19 protein-coding genes and 2 pseudogenes are annotated in these 23,055 nt (G+C 70.1%); 14 read left to right on the forward strand and 7 right to left on the reverse strand.

Features of this window, described 5'->3' with window-relative positions; genetic code table 11:
* Positions 1-117: 117 nt before the first annotated feature.
* Together ACFWWR_RS01880 and ACFWWR_RS01885 are read right to left on the reverse strand one after the other, a co-directional pair.
* Positions 118-434, reverse strand: a pseudogene (locus ACFWWR_RS01880) (amino acid permease); the annotation flags it as partial.
* 56 nt (positions 435-490) lie between these two features.
* On the reverse strand, positions 491-1,459 hold the full coding sequence (locus ACFWWR_RS01885) for a YbhN family protein (RefSeq protein ID WP_383868344.1): 969 nt from the start codon (positions 1,457-1,459) through the stop codon (positions 491-493).
* A gap of 180 nt (positions 1,460-1,639) precedes the next feature.
* Between ACFWWR_RS01885 and ACFWWR_RS01890 the strand changes: the two genes are divergently transcribed.
* A complete protein-coding gene (locus tag ACFWWR_RS01890) occupies positions 1,640-3,529 on the forward strand; it encodes an ABC transporter ATP-binding protein (protein ID WP_383868362.1) in 1,890 nt (629 codons plus the stop codon).
* A 14-nt stretch (positions 3,530-3,543) separates the two neighbouring features.
* Here the strand turns inward: ACFWWR_RS01890 and ACFWWR_RS01895 are convergent, their stop codons facing one another.
* The 4 genes from ACFWWR_RS01895 to ACFWWR_RS01910 form a co-directional block, all read right to left on the reverse strand.
* Positions 3,544-4,515 carry a helix-turn-helix domain-containing protein gene (locus tag ACFWWR_RS01895; protein ID WP_383868346.1) on the reverse strand — a complete coding sequence of 324 codons (972 nt, stop codon included), beginning with the start codon at positions 4,513-4,515 and terminating at the stop codon, positions 3,544-3,546.
* A gap of 110 nt (positions 4,516-4,625) precedes the next feature.
* On the reverse strand, positions 4,626-6,914 hold the full coding sequence (locus ACFWWR_RS01900) for an ATP-binding protein (protein WP_383868348.1): 2,289 nt from the start codon (positions 6,912-6,914) through the stop codon (positions 4,626-4,628).
* Between the two features lie 129 nt (positions 6,915-7,043).
* Positions 7,044-7,760, reverse strand: coding sequence for an alpha/beta hydrolase (locus tag ACFWWR_RS01905; protein WP_384301413.1), 717 nt, complete (start codon positions 7,758-7,760; stop codon positions 7,044-7,046).
* Between the two features lie 23 nt (positions 7,761-7,783).
* Positions 7,784-8,755, reverse strand: coding sequence for an alpha/beta hydrolase (locus ACFWWR_RS01910; RefSeq protein ID WP_384301417.1), 972 nt, complete (start codon positions 8,753-8,755; stop codon positions 7,784-7,786).
* A gap of 630 nt (positions 8,756-9,385) precedes the next feature.
* Between ACFWWR_RS01910 and ACFWWR_RS01915 the strand changes: the two genes are divergently transcribed.
* From ACFWWR_RS01915 to ACFWWR_RS01975, 13 genes are all read left to right on the forward strand, one after another.
* Positions 9,386-9,886 carry a flavin reductase family protein gene (locus tag ACFWWR_RS01915; RefSeq protein WP_383861302.1) on the forward strand — a complete coding sequence of 167 codons (501 nt, stop codon included), beginning with the start codon at positions 9,386-9,388 and terminating at the stop codon, positions 9,884-9,886.
* Positions 9,887-9,897: 11 nt separating this feature from the next.
* Positions 9,898-10,281 (forward strand): chorismate mutase, encoded by a 384-nt coding sequence (gene aroH, locus ACFWWR_RS01920; protein ID WP_383861305.1) that lies wholly within the window; start codon positions 9,898-9,900, stop codon positions 10,279-10,281.
* 54 nt (positions 10,282-10,335) lie between these two features.
* Positions 10,336-11,784 (forward strand): FAD-binding oxidoreductase, encoded by a 1,449-nt coding sequence (locus ACFWWR_RS01925; protein ID WP_383861308.1) that lies wholly within the window; start codon positions 10,336-10,338, stop codon positions 11,782-11,784.
* Positions 11,785-11,795: 11 nt separating this feature from the next.
* The gene (locus ACFWWR_RS01930) at positions 11,796-12,986 is read left to right on the forward strand and encodes an acyl-CoA dehydrogenase family protein (RefSeq protein WP_383861311.1); all 1,191 of its coding nucleotides are present in this window, start codon (positions 11,796-11,798) and stop codon (positions 12,984-12,986) included.
* A 41-nt stretch (positions 12,987-13,027) separates the two neighbouring features.
* A complete protein-coding gene (locus ACFWWR_RS01935; protein WP_384301420.1) occupies positions 13,028-13,999 on the forward strand; it encodes a methionyl-tRNA formyltransferase in 972 nt (323 codons plus the stop codon).
* A gap of 20 nt (positions 14,000-14,019) precedes the next feature.
* Positions 14,020-14,514 (forward strand): quercetin 2,3-dioxygenase, encoded by a 495-nt coding sequence (locus tag ACFWWR_RS01940; protein WP_384301423.1) that lies wholly within the window; start codon positions 14,020-14,022, stop codon positions 14,512-14,514.
* 35 nt (positions 14,515-14,549) lie between these two features.
* Positions 14,550-15,302 carry an SDR family NAD(P)-dependent oxidoreductase gene (locus tag ACFWWR_RS01945; RefSeq protein WP_383861320.1) on the forward strand — a complete coding sequence of 251 codons (753 nt, stop codon included), beginning with the start codon at positions 14,550-14,552 and terminating at the stop codon, positions 15,300-15,302.
* 105 nt (positions 15,303-15,407) lie between these two features.
* Positions 15,408-16,004, forward strand: a complete 597-nt coding sequence (locus tag ACFWWR_RS01950) for a TetR/AcrR family transcriptional regulator (RefSeq protein ID WP_383861323.1) — start codon at positions 15,408-15,410, stop codon at positions 16,002-16,004.
* Between the two features lie 116 nt (positions 16,005-16,120).
* Positions 16,121-17,338, forward strand: coding sequence for an MFS transporter (locus tag ACFWWR_RS01955; RefSeq protein ID WP_383861325.1), 1,218 nt, complete (start codon positions 16,121-16,123; stop codon positions 17,336-17,338).
* 81 nt (positions 17,339-17,419) lie between these two features.
* The gene (locus ACFWWR_RS01960; protein ID WP_384301425.1) at positions 17,420-18,808 is read left to right on the forward strand and encodes a class II 3-deoxy-7-phosphoheptulonate synthase; all 1,389 of its coding nucleotides are present in this window, start codon (positions 17,420-17,422) and stop codon (positions 18,806-18,808) included.
* Positions 18,805-19,191, forward strand: a complete 387-nt coding sequence (aroH, locus tag ACFWWR_RS01965) for a chorismate mutase (protein ID WP_384301430.1) — start codon at positions 18,805-18,807, stop codon at positions 19,189-19,191. The genes ACFWWR_RS01960 and aroH (ACFWWR_RS01965) overlap by 4 nt, the downstream gene beginning before the upstream one ends.
* The gene (locus ACFWWR_RS01970; protein WP_384301434.1) at positions 19,191-20,405 is read left to right on the forward strand and encodes a prephenate dehydrogenase; all 1,215 of its coding nucleotides are present in this window, start codon (positions 19,191-19,193) and stop codon (positions 20,403-20,405) included. The genes aroH (ACFWWR_RS01965) and ACFWWR_RS01970 overlap by 1 nt, the downstream gene beginning before the upstream one ends.
* Positions 20,406-20,873: 468 nt before the next feature.
* Positions 20,874-22,010 (forward strand): tyrosine-type recombinase/integrase, encoded by a 1,137-nt coding sequence (locus ACFWWR_RS01975; RefSeq protein WP_384301438.1) that lies wholly within the window; start codon positions 20,874-20,876, stop codon positions 22,008-22,010.
* A 213-nt stretch (positions 22,011-22,223) separates the two neighbouring features.
* Here ACFWWR_RS01975 and ACFWWR_RS01980 read toward each other — a convergent pair.
* A pseudogene (locus ACFWWR_RS01980) lies at positions 22,224-22,927 on the reverse strand (metallophosphoesterase); the annotation flags it as partial.
* Positions 22,928-23,055 lie beyond the last annotated feature (128 nt).

Raw genomic sequence — 23,055 nt, forward strand, 5'->3', positions numbered from 1 at the left:
GGATGAGAGGTCGCGCCGTCCAGGAAGCCCCCCTTGGTCGACGCGACCGCTCATCCTGCCGCATCCGGTACAGGAGTTCGTACCTGGACCGGTGCCGGATGGCGGTGTTTCGGACGGCCCTTCGGCCGGTCCGGCCTGCTCACGGTCGGCGTACGCGGCGGTGGTGGGCGTTTCCGTACGAACGACGGGCGCCGAACCACCGCACCGTGGCGAGGACCAGTACGACGGTGAGGGCCACGGACGCGTGGTTCATCGTGTCCACCGTCACCGGCGACGACTGCGGCAGGCAGAACAGAACCGTCACACAGGCCACACCCATGCCTCCGCGACCCAGCCGATCGGCTTGCTCCACCGGCCAGGTTCCGCGGACGCGGCTGAAAACTGTCGTCCGCGCGCAGACACGACAGCACGGTGATCCTGACGGCCGGCTGGACCGGGCGGGTGGATCCGACGGGCGGTCCGGTGCGCGTGGCGCTCGCGGAGCGGTGAGTCAGATCACCTTCAGCCGTACCAGCGCGCCGAGCGTCAGCGCCCCCGGCAGCAGCGGCAGCCACACGGTGATGATCCGGTAGGCGAGGACCACGGCGGTGGCCACGGCCACCGGGCCGCCCGCCGCCACCAGGGCCACGATCAGTGCCGCCTCGACCGAGCCGATCCCGCCCGGCACGGGCACCAGGGCGACCGCGACGGTCGCCGCGAGATAGGCGAGGGCCATGTGCGCGGGCGGCACCGGCAGCCCGAGCGCCTGTCCCACCGCGACCAGTCCGGCCGCCTGCAGCGCGGGGAAGGCCAGCGAGCCGCCCCACAGGGCGAGCGCGCGGGCCGGACGGGTGTGCACCGAGCGTGCCTCGCCCAGCGCGGTCCGCAGGAAGGAGAACACGGCCGTACGCAGCCGTCGCACCGACGCGAGCACGCCCACCGCCACGACCAGGACCGTCCCGACGGCCAGCAGCAGCGGACCCACGGCCCCCTCGGGCAGGAGCGGGCCGAGCCGCAGCGCGTCCGGGAAGGCGATGAGCAGCGCGGCCAGCAGGCCGAGCCGGCCGATCGACTCCGCCAGCAGATACAGGGCGAGCGCGGCGGAGGAACGGGCGAGCGGCAGCCCGCACACGGTCATGAACCGCAGGTTCACCGCGCTCGCGCCCAGGCCCGTGGGCAGCAGATGGTTGGCCGCGCCCGCCGCGAACTGCGTGGCCACCAGCCGCCCTTTGGGCAGTGGCTCGACGACGGCACCCTGCCGGGTGAGCGCGGCGGCGACCCAGGTCAGGCAGGTGGCGCCGACCGCGACCGCCAGCCAGGGCAAGCGGGCGTTCCGCAGATGGCCGAAGCCCTCGGCGAGCACGGACCGGTGCTCCACCGCGACGACGGTGACCAGCAGGAGCGGAAGCAGACACAGGATCTGGCGGATCCTGCGGACCGGGACGCGACGGGGGAGTTCGGGGAGTTGTACCGCTGTCACATCCGGAGAGGCTTCCCACCCCGCACCAACGGCGGGTTGCGGAAGCGGGGACAAGGGATTGCGTACGGTCATCGGGTCCTTCGCGCGGGTGGACGACGGGCTGGGGGACGACGGGCGGGTGAACGACGGCAGTACCTTGACCTCAATCAAGCTCGAGGTTCTACGGTCCTTCCCATGAGTATGGAGACCACAGCCTGGACCCAGCTGCACAGCGTCATGAACGCCGAGCAGGAGCGCCGTCCCCTCGCCCGCGCCACCCTCCGCCGTATCGGCGCCTTCGCCCGCCCGCACCGCAGCCGTATCGCCCGGTTCGTGGCGCTCGGCGTGGTGACCGCGCTGCTCGCCGTCGCGACCCCGGTCCTCGCCGGGCGTGTCGTGAACGCGATCGTGTCGGGCGGCGACGAGGGCACGGTCGTACGACTCGCCCTGCTCATCGCGCTCATCGCGGTCGCCGAGGCGGCCCTCGGCGTGCTCGGCCGACGGCTGTCGGCGACGCTCGGAGAGGGCCTCATCCTCGATCTGCGGACAGCTGTGTTCGATCATGTGCAGCGGATGCCGGTCGCGTTCTTCACACGTACTCGTACGGGAGCGCTCGTCTCCCGACTCAACAATGACGTCATCGGCGCCCAGCGTGCCTTCAGCAACACGCTCTCCGGAGTGGTCAGCAACCTGGTCACGCTGCTGCTCACGCTCGCTGTGATGCTCACGCTGTCCTGGCAGATCACCCTGCTCGCACTCGTGCTGCTGCCGGTGTTCGTGATCCCGGCGCGGCGCATGGGCAGCCGGATGGCCGGGATGCAGCGGGAGGCGGCGGCCCTGAACGCGGCGATGGGCACCCGGATGACCGAGCGCTTCTCGGCCCCCGGCGCCACGCTGGTCAAGCTCTTCGGCCGCCCGGAGCAGGAGTCCGAGGAGTTCGCCGTCCGCGCGCGACGGGTGCGGGACATCGGCGTACGCACCGCCATGGCGCAGTCCCTGTTCATCACCGCCCTGACCCTGGTGTCCGCCCTGGCGCTGGCCCTGGTCTACGGCCTCGGCGGCTGGTTCGCCCTGCGCGGCACCCTGGATCCGGGCGCCGTCGTGGCCCTCGCCCTCCTCCTGACCCGTCTGTACGCCCCGCTGACCGCCCTGGCCGGCGCTCGCGTCGAGGTGATGAGCGCCCTGGTCAGCTTCGAGCGCGTCTTCGAGGTGCTGGACCTGGAGCCGCTGATCAAGGAGCAGCCGCACGCACGGCCGGTCCCGGACGGCCCGGTCTCCGTCGAGTTCGAGAACGTCCGCTTCGGCTACCCGTCCGCCGACAAGGTCTCCCTCGCCTCCCTGGAGGAGGTGGCCTCCCTCGACACCCGGGGCGGCGCCGAAGTCCTGCACGGCATCTCCTTCCGCGCCGAACCCGGCCAGACCGTCGCCCTCGTCGGCTCGTCCGGCGCCGGCAAGTCGACGGTCGCCCAGCTGCTGCCGCGCCTGTACGACGTCGACGAGGGCGCCGTCCGGGTCGGCGGCGTCGACGTCCGCGACCTGCGCACCGAGTCACTGCGCGGCACCCTCGGCATGGTCACCCAGGACGGCCACCTCTTCCACGACACCGTCCGCGCCAACCTCCTCCTCGCCCGCCCCACCGCGACCGAGCCCGACCTGTGGGACGCCCTGCGCCGCTCCCGCCTCGACGATCTCGTACGGTCCCTGCCCGACGGCCTCGACACGGTGGTCGGCGAGCGCGGCTACCGCCTCTCCGGCGGCGAACGCCAGCGCATGACCATCGCCCGGCTGCTGCTGGCCCGCCAGCGCGTCGTCATCCTCGACGAGGCCACCGCCCACCTGGACAACACCTCCGAGGCGGCCGTCCAGGAGGCGCTCGCCGAGGCCCTGGAGGGCAGGACGGCGGTCGTGATCGCCCACCGCCTGTCCACCGTCCGCACGGCGGACCTGATCCTCGTGGTGGAGGCGGGGCTGATCGTGGAACGCGGCACGCACGAGGAGCTGCTGGCGGCCGGTGGACGGTACGCGCAGCTGTACCGGACACAGTTCGCGCAGGAGCCGGGCGGGGTGACGGAGATCGGGTCGGCGGCGTAGGCGGCGGCGACGGCTCAGGCGCCGGGCGCGGCCGCGGAGGTGCGCGGGCCGCGCCACTCGCTGGGGGAGACGCCGTACGCCGTGCGGAAGGCCCGGCTGAAGTGGGTGGGGCTGACGAAGCCCCAGCGCCGGGCCACCGCCGACACGGTGGGGCTCGTCCGGCCGCGGCGGGCCAGTTCGCGTGCGCACTCCTCCAGTCGGCGCTGCTGGACGAGCCGTCCCACGGTGATGCCCTCGCCCTCGAAGAGCCGGTGCAGGTACCGGACGGAGATCCGGTGCGCCCCGGCGATGGCCTCGGGCGACAGGGCCGGATCGCCGAGGTTCCGGTCGATGTGGTCGCGGACGCGCCGCACCAGGTGGGTGCGCGTGCCGTCCTGGTCCGGGCCGGCCTGACGGGTCCGCTCGGCCACCAGGGCGCCGACCAGGTCGACGACGCTGCCGGCCAGCCTGCCCCCGAGAGCGGGCGAGTAGGAGTGGGCCGAGGTCGCCAGCGAGGCCAGGAAGGGAAGCAGCACCGTGCCGAAGCCGTCCGCGGTGCCGATGGCGGTGCCGGTGATCCGGCGGAGGTCGGCCTCCGGCACGCCCAGGGCCGGGCGCGGCAGCCGGAAGACATGGGTGGCGAACCGCTCCGGGTGGTCGAGGGAGTACGGCCGCGTCGTGTCGTAGACCAGGAGGTCGCCCTCGCGTACCTGGGCCCTTCGGCCGTCCTGGGTGAGGGTCGCCGTGCCCGACACCTGGATGCCGACGGCCCAGAACGCCTCGGGGGAGCGCGCGACGAGTGACGGCGTACGGCTGATCCGCGCGGCGTCCGCCTCCAGGGTGGACACCCGCAGGTGGCCCAGGTCGCTGGTCGTGATCCGGCCGTGGAACGGACCGGTGCCGCGCGGGGCGACGGTCATCGGCACCAGCGCTCGTCCCACCACGTCGCGCCAGTAGGCGACTTTCTCCCCGTCGGGAACCGAAGCGGTCGTCAGTACCGGACTCAACGGGCTCGCCCCCTTCTTGCGTGTGCTGTCGGTCGACAGCAGCCAATCAGGGGCGTGTCGGTGACTCCAGGCAGAACACAGGCAGAAACGCGGTGGGGCTGCGCCGCCGTTCAGGTGTCGCGGCCGGCCAATTGCTCGCGGGCCTCGGCGACGGCCCGGGGGTCCGCGCCCGCGCCGAGGGTGAGACAGCGGGTGAACACGTCCCGGGCCTCCGCCTCGCGCCCCGCGTCCAGCAGGACCTGGCCCAGGTCGACCAGGCAGCGGCTCTCCAGGCCGGTGTTGCCGCTGTCGTGACTCAGTTCGACGGCCATCCGCAGGTGGTCGACGGCCTCGTCCCAGCGCTTCAGGAGGGCGTAGGCGCGACCGTTGCCGTGGTGCCTGTTGAACCGGGTGAAGCGAGCGATGTGCGGTTCGAGGCGGTCGCCGGCCTCGTCGAGGAAGGCGAGCACCTGGAGGTTGGCGGCGATGGCCTCCTCCGCCAGGCCGGCCTCCACCAGGACGCTGCCGTGACCACTCATGGCCTGGACGGTGCCGTACATGTCGCCGGCGGCCTGGAACAACTCCGCGGCCCGCCGGTTGTGTTCGGCGGCCGGCGTGTAGTCGCCGAGCCAGCGCAGGGCCCAGGCCGTGTAGAAGTGCGCCCACGCCTGCTGGACCGTGTCGCCGGCGCGCTCGGCGGCCGCGAGGGCCTGTGCGGCGCGGGCGATGCTGTCATGGTGGCGTCCCTCGCACAGGAGCAGTGCCCAGGAGTGGTAGTTCAGCTGGGTGGCCTCGACGAGCGGGTCGCCCAGCTCCTGGGCGGAACGGGCGGCGGTGCCGAAGACCTCGGGCCAGTGGCCCCAGTAGATCCACTGGTCGGAGAACCAGTGCAGGGCCTCGGCCACCTCCACGACGGTGGCGTGCTCGCCCGCCGAGGCCGCCCGGCGCAGTGCGGCCAGCCAGTTGGCGCCCTCGGCCTGCAGCCACAGGCGGGCCTTTTCGGCGGTCGACAGGTCGACCGTGCCCTGCCAGGTCGCGGGCGGGGCACCGTGGTCGGGCTCGTACCAGCGGCCGGCCACCACGGCGGTCTCCAGAAGCCAGTGCTGCATCGCCGCGCGGGCCTGCTCGGTGTCCTCGGTGTTCTCCTCCGCGGCCAGACGGGCGCGGGCGTACAGCCGTAGCAGGTCGTGGAAGCGGTAGCGGTCCCCCTCCGCGCCGAGCAGGCCGGTCTCGACCAGCTCCTCCAGGGTGTCCTCGGCGTCGAACAGCGACTGCCCGGTCAGCCGGGCGGCGCAGGCGGCGCCGGCATCCGGACCCTCCACCAGGGCAAGACGCCGGAACAGCCGGGCGGCCGTGGGGGTGAGCTGGCGATAGGACAGGTCGAAGGCGGCCGACACCCGAAGGTCCCCGGCCGCCAGCGCGTCCAGCCGCCGCTCCTCGAAGGCGAGACGGTCGGCCAGCCGGCGCACGCTCCAACCGGTCCGGGTGGCCAGCCAGCAGCCGGCCACCCGCAGCGCCAGCGGCAGATGCCCGCACCGCTGGGCGACCTCCGTCAGCGCGGCCGGATCCGCGCCGGCCCGCTCCTCGCCCACCAGGCCGGTCAGGAACACGGCCGCCTCGTCCGCGCTCAGCTCGCCGAGCGGCAGCCGTTGCACGCTCTCCAGGCCGGTGAGCATCCGCCGGCTGGTCACCAGCACCATCCCCGCACCGCTGCCGGGCAGCAGCGGGCGGACCTGGGCTTCGTCACGGGCGTTGTCCAGCACCAGCAGACACCGCCGGTCGGCCAGCACCTGCCGGTACAGCCCGGGATGCCCCTGCGGGCCGGCCTTCGCCAGATCCCGGTCGGCCACGCCGAGGGCCTTGAGCACGCCCAGCATCAATTCGACCGGCTCGGGCGGAACGTCATCCATACCGCGCAGGTCCACGAGCAACTGCCCGTCCGGGAAACGGTCGGCCAACTCCCGGGCGGCGTGCAGCGCGAGCGTGGTCTTGCCGGTGCCGGGCGGGCCGGACACGGCGGCGACGACCACCTGTGGTCCGCCTTCCACCGCCGTCGCCGCGGACCGCCCGACCACGTTCGCCCCCTCCGCCAGCTTCCGCAGCCGCACGAGCTCCCGCTCCCGGCCGACGAAGTCGTCGATGCCGCGCGGGAAGGCCCGCACGCCGACCGGGCTGTAGCCGGGGCTGCGGCCGGCGCGGGCGGCGGCCAGGAGTCGCTCCCGATCCGGTTCGGCCAGGCCCAGACCGTCGGCGAGCGCGGCCACCGTACGGCGCTGGGGGGCCGCCCGCCGACCCCGCTCCAGATCCCCGATGCCCCGCACGCTGACGCCCGAGGCCTCGGCAAGGCCCTCCAGCGTCAAGGACGCGGCCAGCCGCAACTCCCGCAGCACAGACCCGAACGCCGCGTTTTCCTCTGCCAACCCGCCCCCTCGCACACCATGCGCGAGCGGAACGCCCGAACATGATCACGAGAATTGTATGGGGGTGTTGTGTGCTGGACGTAGACGAGCGGTGCGCACGGGAGGGCAAGGGGGCGGGAGCCGCCTGTGTCAGCTCGTCGCGCGTACCGCCTCGCGGATCAGGTCGGCGACCGCCGAGGGCCGGGACACGGCCACGGCGTGCGAGGCGCCCTCCGCTTCGACGATCGTCGCCCCGGCCCGCTTCGCACCGAAGCGCTGCACCTCCGGGTTGATCGCCTGGTCCGAACCGGCCACCAGCGCCCAGGACGGCTTGGTCCGCCAGGCCGCCGCTGACGCCGTCTCGGTGAACACCCCGGCCGCCAGCGGCCGTTGGGCGACCGCCAGAACCTTGGTGACCTCGGCCGGGACATCGGCGGCGAAGATCTCCGGGAACGCCTCGGCCTTGATGGTGACCTCCACCGCGGCCGCCGCCCCCTCGACGGGGTACGTCGCCTCCCGCAGACTGCTGACCAGCGGCGACAGCGGGAAGCGCCCCTGCAACTCGCCCAGGCTCTCGCCCTCCTCGGTGACATAGGCGGCCACGTAGACCAGCCCGACGACGTTCTCCACGGTCCCGGCCACGGAGATCAGCGCACCTCCGTAGGAGTGGCCGACCAGCACGACCGGGCCCTTGATCTGGGCGGCCGCCGAGGCGATGTACGCGGCGTCGGACGCCAGGCCGCGCAGCGGGTTCGGCGGCGCCACGACAGGGATGCCGTGCTGCTGCAGCTCGGCGATGACGCCGGACCAGCTGCCGGCGTCCGCGAAGGCGCCGTGCACGAGAAGGACCGTGGGGGTGGTGGACATGCGGGGTTCTCCTTGTCGATGTCTCAGTGGCCGTGGAGCGCGGTGCGCAGGGTGTCGACGGCCATCGCGATGGCGGCTTGGGCGGCGTGGGTCTCGCGCAGGGCGTTGAGCATCACGAAGTCGTGGATGATGCCCTGGTAGCGGACGGCGGTGACGGGGACGCCGGCCTCGCGGAGCTTGTTCGCGTAGGCCTCGCCCTCGTCGCGCAGGACGTCGGCCTCGCCGGTGATGACCAGGGCCGGGGGCAGGCCGGTGAGCTGGTCGGTGGTGGCGCGCAGCGGGGATGCGGTGATCTCGGCGCGCTTCTTGTCGTCGGTCGTGTACTGGTCCCAGAACCACTGCATGCCGTCGCGGCGCAGGAAGTAGCCGGTGGCGAACTGGTGGTAGGAGCCGGTGTCGAAGCTCGCGTCGGTGACCGGGTAGAAGAGGACCTGCTGGACGAGGGGGACATCGCCGCGTTCCTTGGCCATCAGGGTCAGCGCGGCGCTCATGTTGCCGCCGACCGAGTCTCCGGCGACGGCGATGCGGGTGGCGTCCAGGCCCTTGGAGGCGCCCTGCTCGACGACCCAGCGGGCGACCGCGTAGTTCTGCTCGATGGCGACCGGGTAGCGGGCCTCGGGCGAGAGGTCGTACTCGGGGAAGACGACGGCGGCGTTGGCGCCCACGGCGAGTTCGCGCACCAGCCGGTCGTGGGCATGGGCGTTGCCGAACACCCAGCCCGCTCCGTGGATGTAGATGATCACCGGCAGGGTGCCCTCGGTGCCCGCGGGCTTGACGACGCGGGCCCGGACGCTGCCCGTGGGACCGCCCTGGACGGTGATCCACTCCTCGTCGATCTCCGGCTTGTCGATCTCACCGGACTGCACCTCGTCGACGGCCTTGCGGCCCTCCGCGGGCGGGAGGTCGAAGAGGTAGGGCGGATTCGCGGTCGCCTCGGCGAACGCGGCGGCCGCGGGCTCCAGGACCGGCTGAACCGGAAGGGCGGCGTCGGACATGTGAATCTCCTGAAGTGTCGTGCGTGAAACGCGGGGTCTCCCACCGCGGGTGCTCCGCACGGCACGCTAGTTCCGGGAATCCGACCCGCCTTGCCCGTGAGCGCACGGGCGCTGACCTCACAGCGCACGGCGGTGCGGGCCCGACCGCAGACCGCTATCCGGCACCGGCTCTTCAACACCACCCCAAGGAACGGGTCCCGCTCTCCGACCAGGATCCGTGCGCGACGGGGCTGCGCGCTGCGATCGCGACCGGTTGCTTCCGCAATGTCCTTTCTTGGCCAAAATCCCTCAGCGGCGGTGACGTGATCTATGTCTCCGACGCGATCGCGGGATCCACAGGCCCCTCGATGTCCGCACTTCTCGGGACCGCTGTCAGTGCGACTGAACGTGCCAGCTCACGGAGGGGGCGCGCTCGGATGGAACCCTCGGCTACCGAGCGGTAACACAGTGCTTCCAGAGGCTGTCGCGCCGTCACGGTCAGTGGTGCGCCTGTTCGGTGTCTGCTACGTTCGTTCCTACTGGACTGATCAGTTCAAAAGCCCTCAACTCCCGTTGCGTCACCGTCCTCCCGCAGGTGGACGCCGCACCGACCTGCCTCACAAGGGCAGAAGGACGAAAGGACAATCAGGGATGACCAGGGGGACCTATCCCGCCGCGCCTACGGAGCCCGATCTCCGGTCCGTCATGCGTCTGTTCCCGACGGGCGTTGCTGTCCTGTTGGCCGGTCACGGTGACGAGACCGTGGCCACTACGGTCAACTCGCTCACATCCGTCACGCTCGAGCCTCCGACCGTGCTGGTGTCGCTGCGGAAGTATTCGCGAGCGCACACAATCACCTCCGCTGCCGGAGGGTTCTGCCTGAGTTTCCTCTCCGGGCTGCAGGGTGACCACGCCAGGCTCTTCGCCTCCAGGAACAAGCCCACGGGGCACGAACTGGAGGAGTACTTCAGCATCGCCGCCGACGGGCGCCGCATCCTCGACGGTGCCCTGGCCACGCTCCACTGCACGGTCTCCACCACTCACCTCGAAGGTGACCACTGTCTGTTCCTCGGCCGAGTCACCGCCGCTCACCGCGGCGACACGGACCAAGGCGCACTGCTGTTCCACCAGGGCCGTATGGCCTCCGTCTGACCCGGCCGCCCATGTATTCCACCGTGCGTGCCGTCCGTGGTGCGATCCGCTCCGACGCGAACACCCGCGAGGCCATCGCCCGCGCCACCGTCGACCTTGTCGACGGGGTGCTCCAGAAGAACGACCTACGGCCCGAGGACATCGAAGCCCTGATGTTCACGATGACCTCGGATCTGACCGCCGACATCCCGCCGCTCGTCCTCGCCGAACAGGGTGTCCTGGACGTGCCGTGTCTGTGTGCGGCCGAGCCCCGCTGGGACGGGGAGATGCCGAGGGTGATCCGGGTGATGGCCTTCGTCCGCAAAGGGCCCGACCAACCCCTGGAGCACGTCTACCTGAGTGGTGCCGCTCCCACGAGGCCAAGCCCCGATCCACGTTCCGGGCACAGACCCTGAACCGGGTGTCTCGCCTTCGTCTCCCTCGCCCATCTCGACCGAGGATGCCTCCCCATGCCCGAATCCACGCTGTCGGCTGCCCTGGACAAGGCCGGACAGGCAGTCGACAACGCCCCCTCCCGCATCGTCCGCCCGGCGCAAGCCGGCGCCAACGTGTCCATGTTCGAGTCCCGTCGCGTCCCCGCCGTCATCCGTCCGACCAGCCCGCACCAAGTGCCCGGCATCGTCCGTGCCTTCGGCGACGACGAAGCGCCGCCACTCCACGCCGTCTCCACCGGGCGGAACTGGGGCCTCGGCTCACGTGAGCCCACCCGCCACGACGCCGTCCGTATCGAACTCGATGGTCTCGACCGCATTCGTGACCTCGACACCCGGCACGGCTGGGCCGTCATCGAACCCGGAGTGACCCAGCGACAGCTCGCCGCCGAACTCTCGGACACCCCGCGCATGCTGAACGTCACGGCCTCCTCCGGGCATTCGAGCGTCCTCGGGAACGCCCTGGACCGCGGAGTGGGGCTCCGTCGGCAACGCACCGACGACCTGGTGGGCCTGGAAGTCGTCCTGCCGGACGGCGAGCAGATCCGTGTCGGGTGGTGGCCCGCCAAGGGCACCGTCACGGCGCCGAACCCGTACGGACTCGGGCCCTCGCTGCTGCACCTGTTCACCCAGTCCGACTACGGCATCGTCACCGCCGGCGTCATCCGCCTCCTGCCGCGTCCCGAGGTCCAGCGGGTCCTCCGCCTCACCTTCGACCGCGACCAACTGTCCTCGGCGGTGGACGAGTTGCGGCGCTGGCACTCCCAGGGCCTCGTGCACGGTGTCCTCAAGATCTACGACACCACCTCGTCCACCACCTACGGGACCAGCGCACAGGGCGGATACCTCGTCCACGTCCCCCTCGGCGGCACCGGCGAAGTGGTGGCTGCCCTCACCGACACCGCATGCCGACTCGCCGACGCCTCGGGCCTGTTCACCTCGGTCGCCCGCTCGGACCAGGAGCCCCCCGCGGACGATGACATCGTTTCCCGGGTCGTCCAGCACGGCTACGCCGGAGACGTCGCCCATCACGAGGCGATGCTCCGTTCCGCGGTCGGGCAGGCGGCCCCGAGGGTGGATGACCACGGAGGCGGCTGGATCTTCTTCCTTCCCCTCGTCCCCTACACCGGCAGGGACGTCACCGCCGCTCTCCGCCTCCTCGACCAGGTGCACGCCGAGACCGGCATACGGCCCGGAGCGACCGTCAACGCCCTGGATCCCGATGTCATCGACCTGGTGGTCTCCCTCCGGTTCGCGCGGACCGCGGACGAGACCGCGCGGGCGCACCAGGCCCTGGACCTGCTCTACGAGCTGTTCACCGAAGCCGGATACCTCCCCTACCGCCTGGACGTCGACCACGGGGAGTGGACCGACCGGCTCACCGATCCCGGCGCGCTGGCCCTCACCCGGCGTATCCGGGACGTGATCGACCCCCACCGTGTGATGGCGCACGGCCGCTACACCTGACAAGGAGCCCCATGACCACCGCGACCCTCGCGAACACCGCGATCATTCCGAAGACCGCCGACGCGATCATCGCCCGTGCCCGGGAGATCCAGCCCGTCCTGCGGGAGAACGCGGCACGGATCGAGGAGAACCGGCGTCTGCCGGAGGACATCGTCGAACTCCTCCGCTCCGCCGGCGTCTTCCGCGCCACGATGCCCAAGGCGTGGGGCGGACCCGAACTCACCTCCGTCGAACAGATACGGCTCTTGGAGACCATCGCCCAGGGCGACGTGTCCGCCGCCTGGTGCTCCATGATCGGAATGGACTCCGGCATCTACTCCGGGTTCCTCGACCAGGAGACCGCCCGCAAGCTGTACTCCTCGCTGGACACGGCTCAGTCCGGATGGATCTACCCCCAGGGCCGGGCGGAACGCGTGGACGGCGGATACCGCGTCTCGGGGCAGTGGCGCTTCGGATCCGGCACCACGCACTGCGACATGCTCGCCGCCGGCTGCACCGTCTACGAGAACGGCAGTCCCGTCATCGACGACGCCACGGGCCGGGGGCTGTGGCGGGTCGTGCTGGCCACCCCCGACCAGTTCGAGCACCTCGACACCTGGTACACCACCGGTCTGGCCGGCTCCGGCTCCATCGACTACCAGGTCGACGATCTGTTCGTGCCGGCCGAGCACTCGTTCTCCTTCGCCGAACCCGTGCGCAGCGGCCCGCTGCACGACGCGCCGGACGCGATCCTGCGCAAGATGTCGGGCATCCCCCTCGGCCTCGCCCGCGCGGCGCTCGACCACGTACGGGAGATGGCCGGCCACCGCGCCGACCGCGAGACCGGTCTGGCCTGGTCCCAGGACCACCGGGTTCAGATGGCCGTCGCCGAGCTGGAGATGGAGCTCACCGCGGCGCGGACCGCCGTGTACGCGAGCGTCGAGCGCCAGTGGACCGCGCTGGAGACCGGCACCGAGCTCTCCGCCGACGAGCGGGTCCAGACGGCCCTGGCCCGCTACCACGCCTTCCGCACCGCACGCCGCATCGTGCACCGGCTCTACGACCTGGTGGGCGGGTCCTCCGTGTACCGCAGGAAGTCCCCGATGGACCGGTGGCTCCGTGACGTCAACACCATGTGCCAGCACGCCGTCGCGCAGGACTCCATTCTGCAGCTCACCGGAAACGTGCTCCTCGGCGGCAGGTCCACCTCCCCCTTCTTCTAGGACCCCGTTCCTCACGTTCCTCCGTACGAAAGGAGCCCGCATTGACCGGCCCGATACGGGTGGTGCTGTTCTCGGAGATCAACTCCAAGCTCGGCGCTCCCTTCCTGGACATGCTGCACGGACACCCACTGGTGGATCTCGCGGCTGTCGTCACCAGCCCCGTCGGCCGCCTCTGCGGCTACTTCACCTCCGACGCCGATCAGGTGGACCTCGAACAGCAGGCGAAGGCATTAGGTGTGCCGGTGCTGCGCCCGGCGAACGTCAACGGTCCCGAGTTCGTGAGCGGGATCGGGCAACTCGCCCCGGACTACCTCGTCGTGGGCAACTTCCAGCGCATCCTGAAGGAAGAGCTGCTCGCCACTCCGAAGGTGACCTGTGTCAACTTCCATCCGAGCCGGCTTCCCCGTTACGCCGGTCTGGCGCCGTTCTACTGGATGGTCCGCAACGGTGAGACCGACGGAGCGGTGACGGCCATCGAGATGGCCGCCGGACTGGACACGGGGGCGATCCTCGCGCAGCACGAGACGCCGCTCACCGGACGGGAGACGGCCCTGGAGCTGCGGACCATCCAGGAACGCGCCAATGTGCTGATGCTGCTGGACCTCATCCCGCAGCTCGCCTCCCGCAGCTTCCGGCGCATCCCGCAGGACCCCTCCGAGCGGACCTACTTCACGCGCCCCTCACAGGACGACTACCGCCTCGACTTCGCCCACTCCGCGCACAAGGTGGCGTGCCACATCCGGGCCGGATACCGCCATCCCGGGGCGTTCGCCGAAACACCGTCCGGTCAGCGCGTGACGATCCTGTCGGCCGACGACACGGCTCCGGCCGGAGAGCTCCCGGCGCCCGCCGGGACCGTACGGCGCCTCGACCACGGCCTGTTCGTCGCGTGTCGGGACAAATGGCTTCGCCTCCTCACCGTCGAGTTCGGCGGGAACGAGGTTCCCGCGCAGGCGCATCCGGCGATCACCGAAGGACAGACGCTGTCCGCGACCCGTCTCGAACCCGTATAGAAAGGCGCACCGTGTCTCTGTTGGAGCAGCAGAACACCGACCAGCCCCCGCAGGTCCGGAAGGTGATGCACCTCCCCGCCGGGCAGGGCCGTGCCGTGTGGCTCAACGGCGACGTCTACTCGGTGAAGATCGGTCACGAGGAGTCCGCGGGCAGCCTCGCGGTCCTGGAGGCGTCTGTTCCCCCTGGGGGAGGGCCGCCACTGCACGACCACCGTCACGAGGACGAGGCCTTCTACCTCCTCGAAGGGGAGCTGGAGATCCACGCGGACGGTGAGACCTACCAGGTCAAGGCGGGCGACTTCGTCTTCGTGCCCCGCGGGACCGTGCACGGATTCCGCAACACCGGTCTGCACATGGCCAAGCAGCTGCTGTTGTTCACCCCCGGAGGCTTCGAACGGTTCTTCCTGGAGGCCGGCAAGGACGCGGTTGCCGGAGTGAACATCCCGGCGTTCGACCCCGCCGACAATCCCCAGGCCATGCAGGTCGCCGAGAAGTACGGCTCCTACCAGGTCTGACCCGTACACCGGACAGTCAGAGGAATGCGCACGTCATGATCGAGAAACTGAACGGAAAGGTCGCCCTCGTCACGGGCGCCAGCCGGGGCATCGGTGCCGCGGTGGCCCTGCGGCTGGCGGAGGAGGGGGCCGACGTGGCCCTCACCTACCAGGGGAACGAGGAGGCCGCGCGGAACACCGCCGAGATGCTGACGAAGAAGACGGGGCGGCGCGCCGTCGCGATCCGGGCCGACGTCGCCGACGTCGAGGCCGTGAGCGCCTCCGTGGACCGGACGGTCCGTGAGCTGGGGCGGCTGGACATCCTGGTCAACAGTGCCGGCGTGATGGACACGACGTTCTCCGGCATCGGGGACGTACCGGTCGAGGTCGTGGACCGGACGCTCGACGTCAACATCCGCGGCTCGCTCCTCGCCGCCCGGGAGGCGGCGCGGCACATGACGGACGGCGGGCGGATCATCAACATCGGCTCGTGTATCGGGGAGTTCGCCCTGGGACCCGGCTGCACCGCCTACGCCACGAGCAAGGCCGCCGTCACGGGTATGACGAAGGGCCTGGCCAGGGATCTGGGGCCGCGCGGGATCACGGTGAACGAGGTGGCCCCAGGGGCCACGAACACCGACATGAATCCGGAGGACGGCCCGGGCTCCGAGTTCCAGAAAGGCCTGTCCCCACTCGGCCGCTACGCACAGCCGGAGGAGATAGCCGCCGCGGTTGCCTACTTCGCCTCTCCGGAGGCAGGCTTCACCACTGGCGCGAGGCTCGCCGTCGACGGCGGGCGCAACGCCTGACGTTCCCGGGGACCGCGGGCTCCGGCCTCCCTTCATCCCCGCCGTGGTGGCCGGGGCCCGCACTAGTTTTGTTCCGAACGTTCCATAACCTGCTAGGGTGCTGCCATGGGAAGACCACGGCAGTTCGACGAGGACCAGGCGGTTGAGGCGGCGTGTCGCGTCTTCTGGATCAAAGGGTACGAAGCAACCTCCACCGGGGACCTGTGCACGGCCACGGGACTCGGGCGCAGCAGCATCTACAACACGTTCAAGTCGAAGAAAGACCTGTTCCTGCGGGCCCTGTCGTATTACGTCGACACCATGACCGCCCGTCAGGTCTCCCTGCTCGCAGAGGAAGGGCGCCCCGCCGCCGAACGTGTCCGCGCCCTGTTCTCGGTGATCATCGAGGGTGAGATGGAGAACCGGCGCGAGGGCTACGGCTCCGGCTGCTTCACCGTCAACACCACGACGCAGATGGCCGCCTCCGATCCGCAGATCGCAGAGGTCCTGAACCGGGATTTGGAGCGGCGCATGGTCTCGCTGCGCGCGGTGATCGCGGAGGGCAAGCAAGACGGCTCGGTCACCTCTCCGCGGGCGACGGACGGTCTCGCCTGGTATCTGACGGCCCTCATCGCCGGGATGCGGGTCGCCGCCCAGTCGGGTGCGGACCGTTCCGCGCTGGAGCAGATCGCGGCCTCGGGCGCGGACACCCTCGGCTGCTGAGTCCCTGACGGCCGGCCCCGCACCCCTGCCCGGTGCGTCGGCCGGGCCTCCGCATGCCCTCGGGCCTTCCTGCGCCTTTGTTTTGGTCTGATCAGTACATAATTCTGGAGGTACCCATGCCAAAATCCGTCTACCTCATGGCTCTTGGCATCTTCGCCATGGTCACCAGCGAGTTCCTCGTCGGCGGCCTCATGCCGCAGATCTCCGAGGACCTCGGGGTCACCATTCCCCAAGTCGGCTACCTCATCACGGCGTTCGCCATCGCCATGGCGGCGGGTGGGCCCTTCGCCACCGTGCTCGTCCTCAAACTGCGGCCCAAGGCCGCGCTCATGACCCTGTACGCCGTCTTCCTGCTCGGCAACGCCCTCGCGGCAGTCGCCACCGACTACTGGGTCATGGTGACCGGCCGGGTCATCACGGGCACGGCCTCCTCGGCGTTCTTCGGAGTCTCCCTCGCCGTCGTCGCCCAGATCACCAAGCCCGAGCTGCGGGGGCGCGCCACCGGCCTCACCATGCAGGGACTCATGGTCGGGACGCTGCTCGGCCTGCCCGTCTCCACCCTCGTCGGCGAGCAGTGGGGCTGGAGGGCCGGATTCGTCGCCGTGGGCATCATCACGATCATCGCCGCCATCGCCACCGTCATCGTCGTTCCGTCCCTCGGTCACGCCGAGGACGCCGGAGGCCTCCGGGAGGAGATGTCGGCCTTCCGTAACGGCAAGCTCTGGCTCATCATCTGCACGTCCACCCTCATCATCGGCGCCACTTTCTCCGCCTTCTCCTACTTCACACCGATCCTCACCGACGTCACCGGCTTCTCCCGCGGCGTCGTCCCGCTGCTCCTCCTCGCCTACGGTGCGGCCACCGTCATCGGCAACGCCGTCGTGGCGCGCTTCGCCGACACGCACACCATCCGTGTCCTGGCCACCGGTCTGACGCTCAACGTCCTCTTCCTGAGCGCCTTCGCCCTGCTCGCCGATCTCAAGGCGCCCGCGGTCCTCGCCATGATGGGCATCGGCTTCGTCGGCGTCACCATGAACCCCGCGATGATCAGCAGGGTGCAGCGCGCCGCCAACGCCCGCGCGCTCGTCAACACCGTGCACACGTCCTTCATCACGCTGGGCGTCGTCATCGGCTCCTGGCTGGGCGGACTCGGCATCAACGCCTACGGCCTGCGCGCCCCCCTCTGGCTCGGCGCGGTTCTCGCCGTTCTCGCTCTGGTCGCGCTGGTCCCCGACATGGGCCGACTGCGCCGTACCCCTGCGGGCACCCCCGACGAGGCCGCGGGAGAGAACAGGCCGGCACGCGAAGCGGCAGAAGCGGGACAGCGCGGCTGAGCGGCGGGATCGCGTGTCCTCGTCGCTCCCCTTACGGAGCCGACTATCTCCAGCCCCCAACAGCTCAGAGGTGTGTGAGACATGAAGCCTCGTCAGAACGACGAGTACACCGCCACATGGCGCGAGCTCCCCGCGGCACAGCAGCCCGAATGGCCGGATTCCGGGACCCTGCGTGAGGTGGTCGCCGACCTCGCCTCGTTCCCGCCTCTCGTGTTCGCCGGAGAGTGCGATCAGCTCCGCGCCCGGATGGCGGCCGTGTCCAAGGGCGAGGCGTTCCTCCTGCAGGGCGGTGACTGTGCCGAGACGTTCGACGCCGTGTCCGCCGACCGGATCCGCAACAAGGTGAAGACGCTGCTCCAGATGAGCGCGGTGCTCACCTACGCTGGCTCGGTGCCGGTGGTGAAGGTCGGCCGGATCGCGGGCCAGTACTCCAAGCCGCGCTCCCGGCCGACCGAGACCCGTGGCGGGGTGACGCTGCCGTCGTACCGCGGCGACTCCGTCAACGGCCCCGAGTTCACCGCCGCCTCCCGTACCCCCGATCCGGAGCGGCTGAAGCGGATGTACCACGCCTCGGCTGCCACGCTGAACCTGGTGCGCGCCTTCACCACCGGCGGCTACGCCGACCTGCGCCAGGTCCACGCCTGGAACCAGGACTTCGTGAAGTCGTCCCCGGCCGGGCAGCGTTACGAGGCCCTCGCGCGCGAGATCGACCGGGCGCTGAACTTCCTGCGCGCCTGCGGGACCGACCCGGAGGAGTTCCGGAATGTCGAGTTCTACTCCTCGCACGAGGCGCTGCTGCTCGACTACGAGTCGGCGCTGACACGTATCGACTCGCGGACCGGACGGCTGTACGACGTGTCGGCGCACATGGTGTGGATCGGTGAGCGCACCCGGCAGCTCGACGGGGCCCACATAGAGTTCGCCGCCCGCATCCGCAACCCCGTCGGGGTGAAGCTGGGCCCGGCCACCACCGCCGACGAGGTGCTCGCCCTCATCGACCGGCTGGACCCCGAGCGCGAGGCGGGCCGGCTCACCTTCGTCACCCGGATGGGATCCGACCGGATCCGTGACCGTCTGCCGGATCTGGTGGAGAAGGTCACGGCGTCCGAGGCGGAAGTGGTCTGGGTGTGTGATCCGATGCACGGCAACACCTTCGACGCCGCCTCCGGTCACAAGACCCGTCGCTTCGACGACGTGCTCGACGAGGTCAAGGGCTTCTTCGAGGTCCACAAGGGCCTCGGCACCCACCCGGGCGGCATCCACGTGGAACTCACCGGTGACGACGTCACCGAGTGCGTGGGCGGCGGCGACGCGATCCTCGCCGACGACCTGCACCAGCGCTACGAGACGGCCTGCGACCCCCGGCTCAACCGCAGCCAGTCCCTCGACCTGGCGTTCCTCGTCGCCCAGATGATCGTCGCGGATCCGGCACACCGGAAGCCGGCGGCCCAGTGGGAGGTGCGGTCATGACCGTGCGGGCCGTGCGGGGCGCGATCCAGGTCGACCGTGACGAGGAGAACCATCTCATCGACTCCGTCAGAACCCTGCTGAAGAGGGTCATGCACGCCAACGGCCTGCTGTCCGACGACCTCATCAGTGTGGTCTTCACCGCCACGCCCGACCTGACGAGCGTGTTCCCGGCGGCGGCAGCACGTGAACTGGGGCTGGTCGACGTCCCGTTGATGTGCGCGCAGGAACTGGACATCGACAGTGCGCTGCCGCGCACCGTACGCGTCCTCGCCCACGTCGAGACCAGCCGTGCGAGGCGGGACATCCAGCACGTCTATCTGGGGGGTGCCGCGGTCCTGCGCCAGGACCTGGCACGGACGGAGAAGGGGAGCGTGAGCCGGTGATGCGCACGATGGCAGTGGTCGGTACGGGGCTGATCGGCACGTCGATAGGACTTGCCGCAAGCCGGTACGGCGTGACCGTGCACCTGTTGGACCGGGACGAGACGTCGGCCCGCACGGCCGCGGCACTGGGGGCGGGTCTGGTGGGCGCCCCCGAGGCACCGGTGGACCTGGCTGTCGTAGCCGTGCCCCCGAGCACGGTCGGCACGGTCCTCGCCGAACAGCAGGTGCGGGGGCTCGCCCGCGCCTACACGGACGTGGCGAGCGTCAAGTCCCAGTCGGCGTGCGAGGCGCTGGGGAGCCTCCCCGCCCCGGAGTGCTTCGTCGGCGGCCATCCGATGGCGGGCCGGGAGAAGACGGGGCCGCTGGCGGCCCGCGCGGATCTCTTCGAGAACCGGTCCTGGGTGCTCACTCCCACGGACATCACCTCACAGACGGCCCTCAACCACACCCTTGAGATGATCTCCATGTGTGGTGCCGTCCCGGTGATCATGGGAAGTCAGGAACACGACGCGGCGGTGGCGTTGACGTCCCACGTCCCGCACGTCCTGGCCAGCCTGATGGCGGCGCGCCTCGAGCGGGCGCCTGAGCCCGCGTTCCGGCTCGCCGGTCAGGGGTTGCGCGACGTGACCCGTATCGCGGCGGGCGACCCCCACCTGTGGAGCGACATCCTCCGGTCCAACGCAGCCTCGGTGTCCCGCGTCCTGCATGCCCTGCACGAGGACCTCTCGGTGCTGCTGCAGTCCTTGGACGACCTCTCGGCCGCCGACGTGTCGTACCAGCCGCACGAAACGACCGGCATGACGCATCTGCTGAACCGGGGAATCGCGGGGCTGGGCCGGCTCCACGACAGGCCGAGCGGAAAACCCGCCCACCGGACGTCGCTGCGCGTCACGGTGGGGGATCGGCAGGGGGAACTGGCCCGGCTGCTCGGCACACTGGAGCAGTTCGGTGTCGGTCCCGACGACGTGACCTCCTCGGTCACCCCGAGCCGGAGGAACCTCTCCGTCGAGCTGGGCGTTTCCGCCGTGGACGTCGAATGGCTGCTGAGGAAGCTGACCGAGGACGGTTGGGAGGCCGAGCGGGTCGACCCGGTGCCGCGACCGCGAGATCCCCGGGAGACGTCGTGCTCCGCGGCGCAGAGTGTCCTGGGAGCCGCGGTCGGTGCCATCTCACTGCCGGACCAGCCCCGCCAGGAGGCACTGACGCAACCGTGAACAGCGCGGCGACGGGCCGCTCTTTCCGGGTCGGGCGTGGAAGAGCCTTGGCGACCTTACCCACCGAGCGGTCACCGCGGCACAGCCCGATGACCTCGGCCTTGAACTCCGGCGTGGACGAACGGCGAGACCGGGGTTTCTTCTTCCCCTCCGCTCGGCAAAGGGTCAGTGTGAGTCCTGAGACACCCGGCGACAGCTGACCGGATATGCGAATGGTTGTACGCTGCGGGCACCGCCCTTGACCTGCACAGCAGGCAGGGAGCAGACGAAACAGGAGCTCCTTCATGTTGCGTACCGTATTCAAGTCCAAGATCTAGCGTTTGGGTGTTTTCGCAGGTCAGGGCCCTGATTGCCGCCTTCAGGTCAGCAAAAGGTCAGCATCAGGCCGGACGGTGTCCGGCTTGCTGACCTGCACCTGTGGCAGGGGCCTGCTGTGCCGCCCGGCGCCCTGCTCGGAAGGCTTGATGCGTGGCTCGACAGCTCGCTCGTGGGATGGGGTCGTTCTTCAAGGAGTGCGGTTGTTCCAGGCCGACCCGTTGCTCGCACCCGTACACGATTCGGTTCAGGGACGCTCTCGGCAAGCAGCGTGAAGAGGCTGGCTTCGGCACGCAGGACGACGCGATCGAGCGCCTTACGCAGATCTATGCGGAGAAAAAGAAGACGGCGCCGTCCGTTGCCGAGGCCCGCCGGGAACTCGGTCAGCAGACGGTCGCGGAATACGCGAAGCAGTGGCGGCCGCGGCAGCGGAGGATGACGGAATACTCCACGGGCTGGCACGTCGACAGCTCCATCAACGTGCACATCATCCCTCGTCTCGGATCAAGGAAGCTGAACTCTGTCACGCCGATCGTGGTCGAGCGTTTCCTGGACGAGTTGGAGGCCGATGGGGTGGGCCGCGGGAACCAGGTGAACATCTTCCGCACTCTGAAGGCGATATTGCGGGACGCCTATGGCAAGGGGGCCATGGCGGACGATCCTGTGAAGGGAGTCCAGGAGCCGGAGTACGTCCGCCAGAAGGTGGTCATCCCGCCCCTCGACTATGTGAAGAAGGCGCTGACTGCCGCTGACGAGTATCTCGCGCTTGAGATCGTCATGATGGTGGGCTGTGGTTTGCGAAACGGGGAAGCCCGGGCAGTGAACGTCAACAACGTTGTGGCGGATGACGTCTACCGAGTGCATGAGCAGATCCACTCCAACACGCACAGGCCGGCGAAGCTGAAGCACCGCAAGGCGGGGGAGTTCCGGGAGGTCCCTCTGCCGCGCTCAGTGCGGGAAGCTATCGAGCGGTACGAGGATAAGCACAGCACCACGCAGGATGGCTATCTCCTGCGCGGCCCAAGCGGCTACTACACGGAACCGATGGAACGCCGCCGTGTGCAGAAGCTCTTCAGGAACCTCCCCGCGGCGGACGGTGTCGGCATGTATGGCTTCCGGCACTACTTCGCCTCGAACGCGCTCGGGAACGGAATACCGATCACCGACGTGGCGGAATGGATGGGGCACAAGTCCATTGAGGAGACGTATCGGACCTACCGGCACCTGATGCCTGGGAGCATCGCGAAGGCGGCTCGCATTTTGGATGCAGGCTTGTGGGAAGCGGCTTGATTCGGTGCTGAGATCAGCAGGTTCTTCGTCTGCTGGTGGTGCAGGCGCCAAGCGTCGCTGAGCTGTGTAAAACGTGTCCACGTGTGGTTCGTTGGAGCCGCCGGCCCGGGAATGGTCCGGATCTTGCCCTCGGCGAGACGAGCCTGGTCATTTGTCGACGCCGCACCCCTCGGCTCGTGGACTACTCCAAGCGGATGTGTTGGCCCGCCCCGTCTACGGCCCGGTGGGCATGTGCGGGCTGCGGAGCACGGGCAGGGTGATCTCGCTGGGGCGGAATGGCGGGCCCCAGAAGCCGTGAGGCGGCTGGTGTAGAGGAGGGTGTGGGGGCTGCGGTGGCTGAGGCTGGCGAGGGCGGGCTGGTCGATGCGGACGAGGTGGTGGAAGGGCCACATCTGGCCGCCGTGGGTCTGACCGGAGAGCTGGAGGTCGATGTCGGCGGCTACCGCCCGGTCGACGAACTTGGGCTGGTGGGCCACGAGCAGGACAGGCAGGTCGGGGTCGGCGCCGTTCAAGGCTCCGGCGAGGTGGGCGCAGCGGCCTTCCAGTCCGGAAGCCTCGGCGGTGACGTCGTCCACGCCGGCGACCACGAGGGTGTCGCCTCCGCGCTCGACCAGCAGATGGCGGTTGCGCAGCGGCTCCCAGCCCAACTCGTCCACCAGATCGACTCAGCCCTGTGCCTCGGCTGTAGTACTCGTGGTTGCCGGTGACGTTTACACGAGCCCGGGTCGCGCGCACGGTACGAGCGGGGCGGCCTGCGCGCGGCGACGTGCGGCCGTGCCGTCCGCGATGTCGCCAGTGTGGCAGACCAGGTCGGCTTCCAGAGCGTTCACGGTCTCGCATACCCGTGCCGACCAGCGGGCTCGGTCGAGTAGGCCGTAGTAGGTGTCGGTGATGAGGACGACGCAGGGGCCGTCCAGCGCGAGTGCTTTGCCTGCAACCGTCCCGAGGGCGCTTCTGCGCGGAGGGTGAGGCCACTCTACCGAACTGACGTGACACCACATGCCCAGCGGACGCCGCGACGATCCTGTTCTGCCTGTGCTGCGCC

Source organism: Streptomyces sp. NPDC058678, assembly GCF_042714835.1.
Lineage (GTDB): Bacteria > Actinomycetota > Actinomycetes > Streptomycetales > Streptomycetaceae > Streptomyces.